We start from the raw sequence: 13,718 nt of genomic DNA on the forward strand, positions 1-13,718 counted from the left end.
CCAGAGTCGTCGTTTTTTCAATCGTTGCTTCCGCCCATCGCCGCTCCGTCGCCTTGTCCCTTCCCCCGAGGACCTCTTCGCCGAGACATCCATGGCCGGTCACGAACTTCCCGAACCCGCGGACCGCAAGCGCAAACCGCTCGCCGACCACACGTCGAGCGACCTGCGTGCGGCGGAACAGACACGTCACCCCTGCGACCCGGCCTTCCGGCACGGGGTCGTGGTGGGTTTCGACGGCTCCACGTCCAGTGAGCGCGCCCTGGCGTACGCGATCGGGATGGCCCGCCGCTCCGGCTCCGGCCTGATCATCGTGCACGTGGCCAACCGGCTGCCCACCACCGTCTGGGCCGGCTGCGAGCCGCCCGTCTTCGTGGACGTACCGGACCACCGCACCGAGGTGCTCGGGCTGGAGCTCGCCTGCGCCGACTACCTCACCGAGGTGCCGTGGATCCTGGTGGAGCGGGGCGGGGACATCTGCCACGAGCTGGAGGAGGTCGGCCGGGAGTACTCGGCGGACGCCATCGTGGTCGGTTCCACGCACGGGATCGTGGGCCGGATCTTCGGCTCCGTGGCGGGCCGGCTGGCCAAGCGCGCGCAGCGACCGGTTGTTGTCATTCCGTAACCCGCTGTACGTCGCTCGTGCGGTTGTGAACCCCCATGTAAAGGGTAGATAAATGCTGCTGGGACGCAGCAAACAACTGCAGATCGAAGGGAGCCCGCCGTGGACAATGGTGTCTCTGCGGGAAGCACGGCCTCGACTTCGACCCTCGGGAACATAGCCCTGGGTCTCACCCTTCTCGCATTCGGTATCGGCCACACCGCCATCGTCAGCGGAGTGTCCGTCGCCAACTCCGTGTCACTCGCGACCTACGTCGGCGGTCTCGCCCTGTTCGTCCTCGGAGTCCTCGAATTCCGTGGTGGGAACGGCTTCAACGGCACGGCGTTCGCGGGCCTCGGCGCCTTCTGGTTCACCTGGGCCACGGGGGCGGACGGAAAGGTTTCGGCACATGCGGCCGGACTCTTCCTGGTCCTCTTCGCCCTGCTCGCGCTGACCCTCACCCTGAGCGCCGCGAGCGGACTGTTCGGCCAGGGCGCGTACGCCCTGCTCACCCTCTCCCTGCTGCTCCTCGCGGTCGGCTCCTTCGCCGACATCGGCGGGCTCGCCAAGGTCGCCGGCTGGGTGGCCGCGCTCTGCGGGCTGATGTTCTGGTACGGCGCCACCGCGGCGCTGGCCCACTGGCCCACCGCGCTGGGCAAGTCCTCCGGCCGCGGCGCGGTCGCCACGGGCTGAGGCCCCCCGCGGAAGCGGACGTACGGGAACGGCCCCCGGGGAATCCCCCGGGGGCCGTTCTGCCGCCTGGTGAGCGGGTGCGACTACTCGACCGTGACGGACTTCGCCAGGTTGCGCGGCTTGTCGATGTCCCGGCCCAGGGCCAGGGCCGTGTGGTACGCCAGCAGCTGGAGCGGGATGCCCATCAGGATCGGGTCCAGCTCGTCCTCGTTCTTGGGCACGAGGATCGTGTGGTCGGCCTTCTCCTGCTCGCGGTGGGCGACCGCGAGGATCCGGCCGCTGCGGGCCTTGATCTCCTCCAGCGCCGCGCGGTTCTTCTCCAGCAGGTCGTCGTCCGGCACGATCGCGACCGTCGGCATCGCTGGCTCGATGAGCGCGAGCGGGCCGTGCTTGAGCTCGGAGGCCGGGTAGGCCTCGGCGTGGATGTAGGAGATCTCCTTGAGCTTGAGGGAGGCCTCCAGGGCCACCGGGTAACCGCGGACCCGGCCGATGAACATCATCGACTTGGCCTCGGCGTACTCGGCCGCCAGCTTCTTGATGTCCTCCTCGCCTTCGAGGATCTCCTGGATCTGCGCGGGCAGCTTGCGCAGGCCCTCGATGATCCGCTTGCCGTCGGTGACCGACAGGTCGCGGATGCGGCCCAGGTGCACGGCGAGCAGCGCGAAGGCCACGACCGTGTTGGTGAAGCACTTGGTGGAGACGACGCAGACCTCGGGGCCGGCGTGCACGTACACGCCGCCGTCGGCCTCGCGGGCGATCGCGGAGCCCACCACGTTGACGACGCCGAGGACGCGGGCGCCCTTGCGCTTGAGCTCCTGCACCGCGGCCAGCACGTCGTACGTCTCACCGGACTGGGAGACGGCGATGTACAGGGTGTCGGGGTCCACGACCGGGTTGCGGTAGCGGAACTCCGAGGCCGGCTCGGCGTCCGCGGGGATGCGGGCCATGCTCTCGATGAGGCCGGCGCCGATCAGGCCCGCGTGGTACGAGGTGCCGCAGCCCAGGATCTTGACCCGGCGGATGCCGCGCGCCTCGCGCGGGTCCAGGTTCAGGCCGCCCAGGTGCACGGTGTTGAAGCGGTCGTCGATCCGGCCGCGCAGGACGCGGTCGACCGCGTCGGGCTGCTCGGAGATCTCCTTGTGCATGTAGGTGTCGTGGCCGCCCATGTCGTACGAGGCGGCCTCCCACTCCACGGTCTCCGGGGTGGCGGTGGTCTTCGTACCGCTGGTGGTGTAGGTGCGGAAGTCGTCGGCCTTGAGGGTGGCCATCTCGCCGTCGCCCAGGGTCACGACCTGGCGGGTGTGGGCGATCAGCGCGGCCACGTCGGAGGCGACGAGCATCTCCTTCTCGCCGATGCCGAGGATGACGGGCGAGCCGTTGCGGGCCACGACGATGCGGTCGGCGAAGTCGGCGTGCATGACGGCGATGCCGTAGGTGCCCTCGATCGCCTTGACGGCCTCGCGGACCTTCTCCTCCAGGGTGTCGGCCTGGGAGCGGGCGACGAGGTGGACGATGACCTCGGTGTCGGTCTCCGAGACGAAGACGACGCCCTCGGCCTCCAGCTTGGTGCGGAGCTCGGCGGCGTTGTCGACGATGCCGTTGTGGACGACCGCGACCTTGCCCTCGGGGTCCAGGTGCGGGTGCGAGTTGACGTCGCTCGGCGCGCCGTGGGTGGCCCAGCGGGTGTGGGCGATGCCGGTGGTGCCCGCGAAGCGCTTGGGCACGCGGGACTCCAGCTCGCGGACCCGGCCCTTGGCCTTGACCACCTTGAGCGCGGGGGACTTCGGGCTGTTGACGACGATGCCCGCGGAGTCGTATCCGCGGTACTCCAGTCGCTGCAGGCCTTCCAGCAGCAGCGGTGCCACGTCACGCTTGCCGATGTAACCCACGATTCCGCACATAAAGTCTTGCCCCTCCTGAAGTTCGGTTGCCCTTGCCGCTGTTGTCGCCGCGCCTGTCCGTCGGCGGCCCTGTCGCTCAGCCGTAGACGATGCGGCGCAGCTGCCGGACCGAGAGTTCCGGCGGCGCCACGGCGCGGTGCGGCAGCTCGGCCGCGATCCGCTCGAAGATCTCCGCGTTGACCGCCCCGCCGGACTGGAGCTCACGGTGGCGGCGGCGCACGAATTCCTCGGTCGTCTCGTCGAAGTACGCGAGTACGTCGAGCACCACCCGGGCGGCCTCGCCGCGCTGCAGCGCGGTGCTGCGCACCAGGTGGTCGACGAGATCGTCATGAGACGGGCGGCGGTCGAGCACCCGTAGATACTGACTGGCCACGGCCGGGAACGCAAAGATCCTGCCCGATTCCGGGCAGGATCCTCCTGGTCCAGACCAGCGGAATGCGTAAATCCGGTCAGCGAAAGCGGGAGGTAAGGGTCAGAAACGTCTCAAAACGGCCTGCTTGGCCGCGGCGAACTCCTCGGCCGTGAGGATGCCGCCCTGGTGCAGATCGCCGAGCTCGCGCAGCCGGCGCAGCAGGGCGTCGTGGTCCTCCGGGGCCGCCGGCTCCGCCGCCGAGGCCGCCAGCTCCGGCACCGGCGCCTTGGACAGGGCCGGGGCGGACTCGGCGGGCGCCGCGGCGCCCCGGGGATGGGGCATCCGTACCGCCACGGCCGCCGCGACCAGCGCCATCAACGGGTCCTTCTTGAAGCCGAACAGCTCCACCGTGTGCGGGTCGTACTTGGGCGCGGGCGCTGCCGGGGCGCCGGCCAGGGTGAACCTGATCCATCCGTTCTCCAGGCCCTTCGAGGGGGACCACTCCACCGCCCGCAGGTCAGCGACCCGGAACTCGCGGGGCCCGCCGGAGCTCTTGGCCTCCTCCGTCGTCCAGTTCCAGTCCAGCGCGACCCGGTCCCCGTCGAAGGCCACCGTCCCGTCCCCGGCGGCCACCGAGATCGGCACGGCCGGCCCCGGCAGCAGGTAGGCGTCCGCCGGCCCGGGGTCCACCTGGTCCAGCAGGAGCGCGCTCCGGACCTCGTCCACGAAGTACTCCGCCACCCCGGTCCGGTCCGCGTCCACCGTCAGCCGGTACGGATCGGAGGCCTCCGGCAGCCGCCCGCCCGTCACCTGGAGCAGCGGGTCCGCGCCGTCACGCAGCTTCAGCCTCAACCGGCCGGTCCTGCGGCCCGGTTCGTGACTGATCCCGGCGAGCGCGTGCAACGGGACGACCACCTCGCCCAGCGTCTGGCGCAGCAGCCCCACCCCCTTGTCGCGGCCGGGCACGATCCGCACCGCGTCCCCGTCGAAGGTCCATGTGCCGTCCTTCTGGATGATTTCCGCCATCCGCCGATTCTCGCACCGGCCCCGGCAGGCCCGTTGTCCTATACCTGCTCTATGAGAGTCCTGCGACGCACGCTCGGCACGCTCCTGGTCCTCGGCGCGGCCGTCTCCTGCGCCTCGTCCCCCGCCGCCGACGCCAGACCCGGGGACGGCCGCCCGGCCGCCCTCGCCCCCTACGCTCAGCTCCTGCCGGCGCCCGCCTCCGCCCGGGCCGAAGGTCCCGGGTACGCGGTGGGCGCGGGCACGGTCATCCGTACCGGCCCGGGCGGCGAGGAGGTCCGGCGCGTCGGCGAGCTCCTCGCGGAGCAGCTCAGGGGCTCCAGCGGGCTCCCGCTGCCCGTGGTCGACGGGGCCGAAGGCGACGGGATCCGCCTGCGCCTCGACGAGCGGGCCGAGGGGACCGGCGCCGAGGGGTACCGGCTGGAGTCCGCTCCGGGCGGGGTCACGCTGACCGCCCGGACCCCCGCGGGGCTCTTCCACGCGGGCCAGACGCTGCGCCAGCTGCTGCCGCCGGCCGGTCCGGGCACGGTGCCCGGCGGGGAGATCTCCGACGCCCCCCGCTTCGCCTACCGGGGGGCCATGCTGGACATCGCCCGCCACCACTTCACGTCCGAGCAGGTCAAGCGGTACGTGGACCAGCTCGCCCAGTACAAGGTCAACACGCTGCACCTGCACCTGACCGACGACCAGGGCTGGCGGATCGCGATCGACTCCTGGCCGCGGCTGGCGCAGTACGGCGGCGGCAGCGAGGTCGGCGGCGGCCCGGGCGGGTACTGGACGAAGGACCAGTACCGGGACCTGGTGGCGTACGCGGGCGAGCGGTACGTCGACGTGGTCCCGGAGATCGACATGCCGGGGCACGTGAACGCGGCCCAGGCCTCCTACGCCGAGCTGAACTGCGACGGGAAGGCGCGCGAGCGCTACACCGGGACCAAGGTCGGCTTCAGCTCGCTGTGCGTCGGCGAGGAGCGGACGTACGCGTTCGTGGACGACGTGCTCGGCGAGCTGGCCGAGCTGACGCCGGGCCGCTACCTGCACATCGGCGGGGACGAGGCGCACTCGACGCCGGCGGCGGACTACGCGGCGTTCATGGACCGGGCCCAGCAGATCGTCGGGCGCCACGGCAAGACGGTGGTGGCCTGGCACCAGCTGGCCACGGCCCGCCCGGCGCCGGGGGCGGTCCTCCAGTACTGGGGTCACGACAGGACGGCGGCCGCCGAGAAGGCGGCGGTGGCCGCGGCGGCGAAGGCGGGCCACCGGCTGATCCTCTCGCCCGCGGACCGGCTGTACCTGGACATGAAGTACGACCTGACGACCAAGCCGGGGCTGGCGTGGGCCGGGCTCGTCCCGGTGCGCAGGGCCTACGACTGGGACCCGGCGACGTACCTGGCCGCGGCCGGGGTGCCGGAGTCCGCGGTCCTCGGCGTCGAGGCGCCGCTGTGGACGGAGACGATCGCGACCCGGGCGGACCTGGAGTTCATGGCGTTCCCGCGGGTACTGGGCCTCGCGGAACTCGGCTGGAGCCGGGGTCCGCGCGACTGGAGCGAGTACGGCCGCCGGGTCGCGGCGCAGGGCCCGCGGCTGGACGCCCAGGACATCACGTACTACCGGGCGCCGGACGTCCCCTGGACGTAGCCCGCGTCCGGCCGCAGAAGCGAGGACGCCGAGGCGGGTGCGCTGCCGAGGGACCGTATCGGCAGCGCACCCGCCCCTTTGATCACCGTCGCGATGCGTAAGGCGCGACGGGGTTCTTGAGGGTGCCGACGAGCTGGAGGGCGGCCGCCGGGTCGGCGAGGTCCACCATCTGCTTGTTGTTGCGCAACTGGAGCCGGTTCAGGCAGGACAGCTGGAACTCCTCGGCGAACAGGTCGTAGCGCTCGAAGCGCTCCGCGAGCTGCGGCATCGACTCCTGGTAGTCGTGGCCGCACTCCGCGACCGCCCGCCAGAAGGTCTCCTCCTCGCAGATGCCCTCCGCCGCCAGGATCGAGCCCAGGAAGCGGAAGAAGCAGTCGAAGACGTCCGTGAAGATCGACAGGAGCTTCATGTCCTCCGGGATGTCGGCCCTGACGCGCTCGACGGCCGGCGGGAGCACCGCGTCGGGGTCCATGACCACGATCTCCTCGGCGATGTCCTTGAAGATCGCCCGCTTCACCACACCGTTCTCGATGACGAGGATGGTGTTCTCGCCGTGCGGCATGTACGCGAGGTCGTACTGGTAGAAGCAGTGCAGCAGCGGCAGGAGGTAGGCCCTCAGGTACGGCTTCAGCCACTGCGACGGGGTCAGGCCCGACTCCTCGATCAGCGCGCCGACGAAGGACTTGCCCTCGGAGTCGACGTGCAGCAGCGAGGCCATGGTCGCCAGGCGCTCGCCGTCCTCCAGCGATTCCACCGGGGACTCGCGCCACAGGGCGGCCAGCATCTTGCGGTACGGCGAGTAGCGGTCGGTGGCGCGCTCGTACTGGCGGTGGTGGTAGCCGATCGCCGCGCGCTCGCGGATGATCGAGAAGTCCACCGACCGCAGGACCTCGTCGCCCTCGATCAGCTGGTGCAGCCAGTCGTTGATCTCCGGGGTGGCCTCCATGTAGGCCGCGGACAGGCCGCGCATGAAGCCCATGTTGAGGACCGAGATGGCGGTCTTCACGTAGTGCTTCGTCGGCGTCGTGGTGTTGAAGAACGTACGGATCGACTGCTGGGCCAGGTAGGCGTCCTCGCCCTCGCCGAGCAGCACGAGGCGGCGGTTGGCGATCTCGGCGGCGAAGGTGACCGTGGTCTTGTTCCACCACTGCCAGGGGTGGACCGGCAGGAAGTGGTACTGCGCCGGGTCCAGGCCCAGGGCCGACAGCTTGGCCTCGAACCCCGCGACGGCGGCTTCGCCGAGCTCGGCGCGCATGAACGCGTCGTGGTCCAGGCCCGCGCCCGCCGTGAAGGTGGAGACGTCCTTGCGGGCGGCCACCCACACCAGGTGGACGGGGCTCGCCGTCTCAGGGGCGTACGAGAGGTACTCGTGCACGCCGAAGCCGAGCCGGCCGTTGTTGGCGACGAAGCAGGGGTGGCCCTCGGTCATGCCCGTCTCGATGTCCTGGAAGGAGGACTTCGCGAGGACGGCGGCGGGGACCTGCGGCTTCGTGTACTTGAAGCCCGAGCCCGCCAGGGTGGAGGAGATCTCCTCCAGGTAGACCGGCAGGACCTCCGGGCTCAGGCCCAGCGCCTCGCGCATCTCGATGTGGAAGTCGAGGGCGTCCAGCGGGAGCTCGGCGCCGTCCCGCAGGCGGGTGACCGAGGCCTCGTCTACCGCCCAGTGGTCCAGGGCGTGGCGGGCCGCGGTGAAGCGGTACTCGACGGAGCCGTCGTCGCTGAGGACGGTGTACGTGGACCCTGAGCCGTCGACCGGCTCCGGGGTCAGCAGGCGCTCGTGCGAGAACTCCGCCAGGGCCTTGCGGACCAGGGCGCGGTTCGCGCGGGCCCACAGCTCGGGGGACAGGTGCGAGATCGCGTCGGCGAGGCTCATATGGACTCTCCCGTCAGGCCGGTGGCCGCCTCGAACTGCGCGCGGGTGCAGAAGCTCAGCAGGGCCGTCTTCTCCGGCTTCTGCACCGGGCCGTCGGGGACGAAGCCGACCGCCTCGTTCAGGGCGTGCACCGCCGTGTTCTCCACGTCCGGCTCGACGACCACGCGCTCGGTCTCCGGGTCGGCGAACAGCGCGGCCATCACCGTCGTGATCACGGCGCGGGTGAACCCGTGCAGCGGCCGCTCGCTCGGCGCGACGAGGAAGTGCATGCCGACGTCGCCGGGCTGAGCTTCGTACAGGCCCACCAGCTCCAGTTGGGCCGGGTCGTACCTCTCCATCAGGAAGGCCGGGCGGCCCTCGTGGAGGCCGATGAAGGCGTCGTGGTGCTCGTGGGCGGCGATGCGCATGTACTCGCGCTCGACCTCCGGCAGCGAGGCGTCCTGCATCATCCAGAACGAGGCCTTGGGGTGCGTGACCCAGCCGTGGAGCAGCTCCGCGTCGGCGAACGGGTCCAGCGGGCGGATCGCGAAGGTGCCGAGGACGGCGTCGGTGCGGGTGTAGACGGTTTCTGCGGTGGTGCTCATGCGTGGCTGCCTTCCGGGGCGGCGAACTGCTGGAACGCGATGGACTTCTCGACCTTGTAGTACTCGCGGCCGAGGAGCTCTCCGACGATGTACGCGTTGCGGTACGCGGCCATGCCCAGGTCGGGCGAGGTGATGGAGTGGTTGTGCACCGTGCCGTTCTGCAGGAAGACCCCGCGGCCGGTCACGTCGATGCTGTAGTTGCGGGCCGCGTCCGGTCGGCCGTGGCCGTCGAAGACGAGGCGCTCGCGCACCGGGTTCAGGAACTCCGGCAGCGTGTACTTGTACCCCGTCGCGAGGACCAGGCCCTCGGTGGCGAGGGAGAAGTCGCGCTCCTGCTCCTCCTGGCGCAGCCCCAGGGTGTAGGTGCCCGTGGTGGTGTCGTACGCCGCCGAGTTCAGCGAGGTGTTGGTCAGCAGGGTGGTCGGGACGGGGCCCGGCGAGGTGACCTTCTTCTGGTAGAGCAGGTCGAAGATGGCGTTGATGAGCTCGCCGTCGATGCCCTTGAACAGGTTCTTCTGCTGGGTCTCCAGCCGGTAGCGGGTCTCCTCGGGGAGCGCGTGGAAGTAGTCCACGTACTCCGGGGAGGTCATCTCCAGCGTCAGCTTCGTGTACTCCAGCGGGAAGAACCGCGGGGAGCGGGTCACCCAGTTGAGCTGGTAGCCGTGCACGTCGATCTCGGAGAGGAGGTCGTAGTAGATCTCCGCCGCGCTCTGGCCGGAACCGATGAGGGTGATCGACTTCTTCTGCTGGAGCTCCGCCTTGTTCTGCACGTACGCGGAGTTGTGCGTGAAGTCGCCGCCCAGACCGGCGCAGGCCGGCGGGACGTGCGGCGGAGTGCCGGTGCCCAGGACCAGGCGGCGTGCGCGGTGGGTCTCGCCGCGGTCGGTGTGTACCTCGTACACCTCGGCCCGCTCGTCGTACGTGACCTCGGTGACGGAGGTGGAGTACTGCACGTTGGTGAGGCGGTCTGCGGCCCAGCGGCAGTAGTCGTTGTACTCGGTCCGCAGCGGGTAGAAGTTCTCCCGGATGTAGAAGGAGTACAGCCGGTCCTTGTCCTTCAGGTAGTTCAGGAAGGAGAAGGGCGAGGTCGGGTCGGCGAGGGTGACCAGGTCCGACATGAACGGCGTCTGCAGGTGCGCGCCGTCCAGGAACATCCCGGCGTGCCACTCGAAGTGCGGCTTCGACTCGATGAAGAGACCGTCGAGCTCGTCGATCGGCGCGGTCAGGCAGGCGAGTCCCAGGTTGAAGGGACCGAGGCCGATGCCGATGAAGTCGTGGGGCTCAGAGGTGGACGGCAAGGGATTCTCCCAGGAACTGCTCGGCGTGTGCGGCGAGGAGGTCGAGGACGGCCGCGATGTCGGCCGTCGTGGTCTGCGGGTTGAGGAGGGTGAACTTCAGGTACTGGTCCCCGTCCACCTTGGTGCCGGCGACGACGGCCTCACCGGAGGCGAACAGAGCCTTGCGGGCGTGCAGGTTGGCCTCGTCGACGAGGTCCGCACGGACCTCGCCCTCGGGCACGTAGCGGAAGACCAGGGTGGAGATCTGCGGGCGGACGACCACCTCGAAGCGCGGGTCGGCGTCGATGACCTCCCAGCCCGCGGCGGCCAGGTCGATGACCTCGTCGAAGAGCGATCCGAGGCCGTCGGCGCCCATGGTGCGCAGGGTCATCCAGAGCTTGAGCGCGTCGAAGCGGCGCGTGGTCTGGATGGACTTGTCGACCTGGTTGGGGATCCGCTCCTCCGCCATCCGGCGGGGGTTGAGGTAGTCGGCGTGGTACGTCGCGTGCTTGAGGGTGTCGCGGTCGCGCACCAGCATGGCGCTGGAACTGACCGGCTGGAAGAACGACTTGTGGTAGTCGACGGTGACGGAGTTCGCGTGCTCGATGCCGTCGAGCAGGTGCCGGCGGGTGGGGGAGACCAGCAGTCCGCAGCCGTACGCGGCGTCCACGTGCATCCACGTGGAGTGCTCGGCGGCCAGGCGGGCGATCTCGGGGAGCGGGTCGATGGACCCGAAGTCGGTGGTGCCGGCGGTGGCGACGACGGCCATGGGGAACAGGCCCTCGCGGACGCAGCTCTCCAGCTCCAGGGCGAGCACGGAGGTGTCCATGCGGCGGTTGCGGTCGACCGGGACGGCGATGACGGCCTCGTAGCCGAGCCCGAGCATGGCGGCCGACTTCTTGACGCTGAAGTGGCTGGCCTCGGAGGTGAAGATGCGCAGCTTCGGCAGGACTTCGGACTTGGCGAGGGGGCGCTCGCTGCGCTGCATGACCGTGCGGCAGGCCTCGTCGCGGGCCAGGAGCAGGGAGTGGAAGTTGGACTGGCTGCCGCCGGAGGTGAAGATGCCGTCCGCGTCCGGGCCGAGGCCGATGCGCCCGGCGGTCCAGTCGATCAGGCGGCGCTCGATGAGCGTGCCGCCGATGGACTGGTCCCAGGTGTCCAGGGAGGAGTTGACGGCCGACAGGACGGCCTCGCCGAGGACGGCGGGGATGACGACCGGGCAGTTGAGGTGGCCCAGGTAGCGCGGGTGGTGGAAGTACACCGCGTCGCGCAGGTAGACCTCCTCCAGCTCGTCGAGGACGGCGGCCGGGTCGTCGAGGGGCCGGTCGAGGTCGATCGCGTTGATGACCGGGGCGAGTTCGTCCACCGAGATGCCGGTGTGGGGCCGCTCGGTGGTCGCGAGTTTCGCGGCGACGCGCTCGACGCCTTCCGTGACGGAACGCCGGTACAGGTCAGCGGTCGTCTCATTCAGCAGATGCGAGCGCATCAACGTTCCTCCGGGCGGGGGAGAGGGGGGCGGGGAAGATGTCCCTTAGGTTAGCCTAACCTAAGTGCCCCGCAAAATGGAGACGGGCCCCGGCCAAAAGCCGGGGCCCGTCTTTCAACTGGCAAGTGAATAGGGGTAGTTGGCGCTACAGCGCGGAGGTGGGGTCCTCGCTGGCCGCCTGTCCCGAGTACGCCTCGGCGAGGAGTTCCTCCTCGCTCGCACCGAGGCGCCAATAGCCGGTGAAACGCACCGCGCGCCGGTCGATGGAACGTTCCTGCACCACATGCCTGCGGACCGCCCGAACGGTGCCCGCCTCGCCCGCGAGCCAGACGTACGGAGCTTCGGCGTCAGGGAGTTGCGCAGCTCGGAGCGTTTCCACCACGCGCTCGGTACGCTCCTTGCCCGCGCCGCCCTCCCGCACGATCCAGTGGATCTCGGCGTCGGCGGAGGTCGGCAGGTCGAGCCGGTCGTCGGCGTGCGGGACCTCGAACCAGGCCGAGACCCGCACGTCGGAGCCGAGGCGTTCCAGGATCGCGGCGGCGGCCGGGAGCGCCGTCTCGTCCGCGTACATCAGCAGCGCGTCGGTGGCGGCCGGTGGCTGGAACCGTACGGACTTGTTCTCCGCGACGGCCGGGCCGATCGCCATGATGCGGCGGCCGGTGACGGCCCGTCCGGCCCAGTACGAGGCGGGGGAGGAGTCCCCGTGCAGGACGAAGTCGATGTCGACCTCGTCCGCACCCTCGGCCGTACGTCGCTGTTCGCGGACGGTGTAGGAGCGCATCACCGGCCGGTCGGCGTCGGGCATCGCGCGCCAGGCACCGAACCAGGTGTCCTCATCGGTGGACGGGAGCACGGTGTGCTCCTCGTGCGCGGGCGGCAGGAAGAGCGAGAGGCTCTGGTCGTAGCCGCCCGAGCGGAAGCCCGCGAGGGACTCCCCGCCGAACGTGACCCGCAGGAACGAGTGCCCGAGCCGGCGGGTGCGCAGCACTTCGAGCGCGAAGAACCGGAAGTGGGCGGCGGCCGGGACGGCTTCGGAGGCCGTCGCTGCGGATGCGGATGCGGATGCGGTGGCGGTCATGCGGAGAGTCCCCCCTGGGAGCGGAAGCGGCGCCCGGTCGGGCGCCCGGAGGCCGGTGGGGCCTGCCGAGGGTCAGCTGACCTTCTTGGCGCCCTGGATGGCCTTGGCCAGGTCTTCCAGGATCTTGGCGCACTTGTCGTACGAGTAGATCGGCTCGGTCACGCGCGGGGCGACCTGGCCGGCCTTGACGGCGGGCATCTCGGCCCAGGTCGGCTTGGCCTTCAGCTCCTCCGGCTGGAGGGTGCCGGTGCGGTTGTCGAGGAGGACCAGGTCGGCCTTGTACTTGCCGGCGTTCTCCCAGCTCAGGCTCTCGAAGAAGTTGCCCTCGCCCAGCTTGTCCGGGGTGATGAACTCGACGCCCAGGGACTTGAAGTACTTCAGGTCGGCCGAGGTGTCGGGGGAGGAGGCGTAGAAGAGGTCGGCGGAGCCGGAGCCGACGAGGACCTTGATGCCCGGGTTGGCCTTGACGGCCTCGCGGACCTTGGCGGCGGCGGCGTCGAAGCGGGCCTTGCCGTCGGCGGCGGACTTGGCGTTCATGTCGGCGCCGAGGGACTTGGCGAGGTCCGCGGTGCGCTCCAGGGCCTTGTCCATGGAGACGTCGCCGCCGACGCCGATGGCGGCGGCCGGGGCCAGCTTCAGGATCTTGTCCTTGGAGGCCTCGGGCACGTACCAGTAGGTGCCGTCCCAGGTGTTGGTGACGAGCAGCTCGGGCTGGAGGGAGGCGTACTTCTCGACGTTGAACTCGTCGTAGACGTTGCCGAGGACCTCGACCTTGGAGATGTCCATCGAGCCGGCCTGGACGTCGGGCTTGCCGTCGGCGGTCTTGGTCGGGCCGAAGACGCCCTTGACCTGGATGCCGTAGTCGTACAGCGCGGCGGCGGTGCCGGTGAACGCGACGATGTTCTTCGGCTTCGCCTTGAGACTGACGTCCTTGCCGAGGTCGTCCTTGAAGGTCCAGGGGCCCGAGGCGGCGGCGCCCTTGTCCTTGTCGCCCGCCTCGCCCTTCGCCGAGTCGGAGCCGCCGCATGCGGTGAGCGCCGCGACGAGGCCGAGAGCGCCGCCGGCGGCGATGAGACCGCGGCGGGAGAGGTAGGAGGTACGGGACTTGGGCATGTCTATGTCCGCTTTCGTGCGTGCCGGGCGGCCACTGGGCCGTTCGGAGGGAAGGTTAGCCTAACCTTGGCCAAAAACGGTAAGGGGGCCCTAAGTTTTTCCGGG

The 13,718-nt window shown here is 70.2% G+C and carries 12 protein-coding genes; 3 read left to right on the forward strand and 9 right to left on the reverse strand.

Annotation, left to right across the window (positions count from 1 at the left end):
* Window positions 1-91 precede the first annotated feature (91 nt).
* Together CP980_RS21455 and CP980_RS21460 are read left to right on the forward strand one after the other, a co-directional pair.
* Entirely contained in the window at window positions 92-622 is a 531-nt protein-coding gene (locus tag CP980_RS21455; RefSeq protein ID WP_099892163.1) for a universal stress protein, read from the forward strand.
* 99 nt (window positions 623-721) lie between these two features.
* Complete coding sequence (locus tag CP980_RS21460) at window positions 722-1,291, forward strand: GPR1/FUN34/YaaH family transporter (protein ID WP_150528847.1); 570 nt, start codon at window positions 722-724, stop codon at window positions 1,289-1,291.
* 83 nt (window positions 1,292-1,374) lie between these two features.
* On the opposite strand, the gene glmS is transcribed toward CP980_RS21460, so the two are convergent.
* The 3 genes from glmS to CP980_RS21475 all read right to left on the reverse strand — a co-directional run bounded on the left by glmS (window position 1,375) and on the right by CP980_RS21475 (window position 4,570).
* A complete protein-coding gene (glmS, locus tag CP980_RS21465; RefSeq protein WP_132755010.1) occupies window positions 1,375-3,192 on the reverse strand; it encodes a glutamine--fructose-6-phosphate transaminase (isomerizing) in 1,818 nt (605 codons plus the stop codon).
* A 76-nt stretch (window positions 3,193-3,268) separates the two neighbouring features.
* Window positions 3,269-3,544, reverse strand: coding sequence for a hypothetical protein (locus tag CP980_RS21470; protein ID WP_099892169.1), 276 nt, complete (start codon window positions 3,542-3,544; stop codon window positions 3,269-3,271).
* A gap of 120 nt (window positions 3,545-3,664) precedes the next feature.
* Entirely contained in the window at window positions 3,665-4,570 is a 906-nt protein-coding gene (locus tag CP980_RS21475) for a DUF4429 domain-containing protein (protein WP_132755012.1), read from the reverse strand.
* Between the two features lie 51 nt (window positions 4,571-4,621).
* On the opposite strand from CP980_RS21475, the gene CP980_RS21480 reads away from it, so the two are divergent.
* Entirely contained in the window at window positions 4,622-6,202 is a 1,581-nt protein-coding gene (locus tag CP980_RS21480) for a beta-N-acetylhexosaminidase (RefSeq protein ID WP_150528848.1), read from the forward strand.
* Window positions 6,203-6,284: 82 nt separating this feature from the next.
* Here the strand turns inward: CP980_RS21480 and CP980_RS21485 are convergent, their stop codons facing one another.
* From CP980_RS21485 to CP980_RS21510, 6 genes are all read right to left on the reverse strand, one after another.
* Window positions 6,285-8,075 (reverse strand): IucA/IucC family protein, encoded by a 1,791-nt coding sequence (locus CP980_RS21485; protein WP_150528849.1) that lies wholly within the window; start codon window positions 8,073-8,075, stop codon window positions 6,285-6,287.
* Window positions 8,072-8,659: a GNAT family N-acetyltransferase gene (locus tag CP980_RS21490; RefSeq protein ID WP_150528850.1), complete on the reverse strand. Its 588-nt coding sequence runs from the start codon at window positions 8,657-8,659 to the stop codon at window positions 8,072-8,074. Before CP980_RS21490 ends, CP980_RS21485 begins: the two co-directional genes overlap by 4 nt.
* Entirely contained in the window at window positions 8,656-9,957 is a 1,302-nt protein-coding gene (locus CP980_RS21495; protein ID WP_150528851.1) for a lysine N(6)-hydroxylase/L-ornithine N(5)-oxygenase family protein, read from the reverse strand. The genes CP980_RS21490 and CP980_RS21495 overlap by 4 nt, the downstream gene beginning before the upstream one ends.
* Window positions 9,941-11,422, reverse strand: coding sequence for a pyridoxal phosphate-dependent decarboxylase family protein (locus tag CP980_RS21500; RefSeq protein ID WP_150528852.1), 1,482 nt, complete (start codon window positions 11,420-11,422; stop codon window positions 9,941-9,943). The genes CP980_RS21495 and CP980_RS21500 overlap by 17 nt, the downstream gene beginning before the upstream one ends.
* Window positions 11,423-11,567: 145 nt before the next feature.
* Window positions 11,568-12,500: a siderophore-interacting protein gene (locus CP980_RS21505; protein ID WP_150528853.1), complete on the reverse strand. Its 933-nt coding sequence runs from the start codon at window positions 12,498-12,500 to the stop codon at window positions 11,568-11,570.
* Window positions 12,501-12,572: 72 nt separating this feature from the next.
* Window positions 12,573-13,613, reverse strand: coding sequence for an ABC transporter substrate-binding protein (locus CP980_RS21510; RefSeq protein WP_150528854.1), 1,041 nt, complete (start codon window positions 13,611-13,613; stop codon window positions 12,573-12,575).
* Between the last annotated feature and the right edge of the window lie 105 nt (window positions 13,614-13,718).

Source organism: Streptomyces vinaceus (assembly GCF_008704935.1).
Lineage (GTDB): Bacteria > Actinomycetota > Actinomycetes > Streptomycetales > Streptomycetaceae > Streptomyces > Streptomyces vinaceus.

Excerpts from the sequence above, each read along its gene's own strand:
- CP980_RS21455 (WP_099892163.1), top strand. The coding sequence starts at position 92 with ATGGCCGGTCACGAACTTCCCGAACCCGCGGACCGCAAGCGCAAACCG.
- glmS (WP_132755010.1), bottom strand. The coding sequence starts at position 3,192 with ATGTGCGGAATCGTGGGTTACATCGGCAAGCGTGACGTGGCACCGCTG.
- CP980_RS21475 (WP_132755012.1), bottom strand. The coding sequence starts at position 4,570 with ATGGCGGAAATCATCCAGAAGGACGGCACATGGACCTTCGACGGGGAC.
- CP980_RS21480 (WP_150528848.1), top strand. The coding sequence starts at position 4,622 with ATGAGAGTCCTGCGACGCACGCTCGGCACGCTCCTGGTCCTCGGCGCG.
- CP980_RS21485 (WP_150528849.1), bottom strand. The coding sequence starts at position 8,075 with ATGAGCCTCGCCGACGCGATCTCGCACCTGTCCCCCGAGCTGTGGGCC.
- CP980_RS21490 (WP_150528850.1), bottom strand. The coding sequence starts at position 8,659 with ATGAGCACCACCGCAGAAACCGTCTACACCCGCACCGACGCCGTCCTC.
- CP980_RS21500 (WP_150528852.1), bottom strand. The coding sequence starts at position 11,422 with ATGCGCTCGCATCTGCTGAATGAGACGACCGCTGACCTGTACCGGCGT.
- CP980_RS21505 (WP_150528853.1), bottom strand. The coding sequence starts at position 12,500 with ATGACCGCCACCGCATCCGCATCCGCATCCGCAGCGACGGCCTCCGAA.
- CP980_RS21510 (WP_150528854.1), bottom strand. The coding sequence starts at position 13,613 with ATGCCCAAGTCCCGTACCTCCTACCTCTCCCGCCGCGGTCTCATCGCC.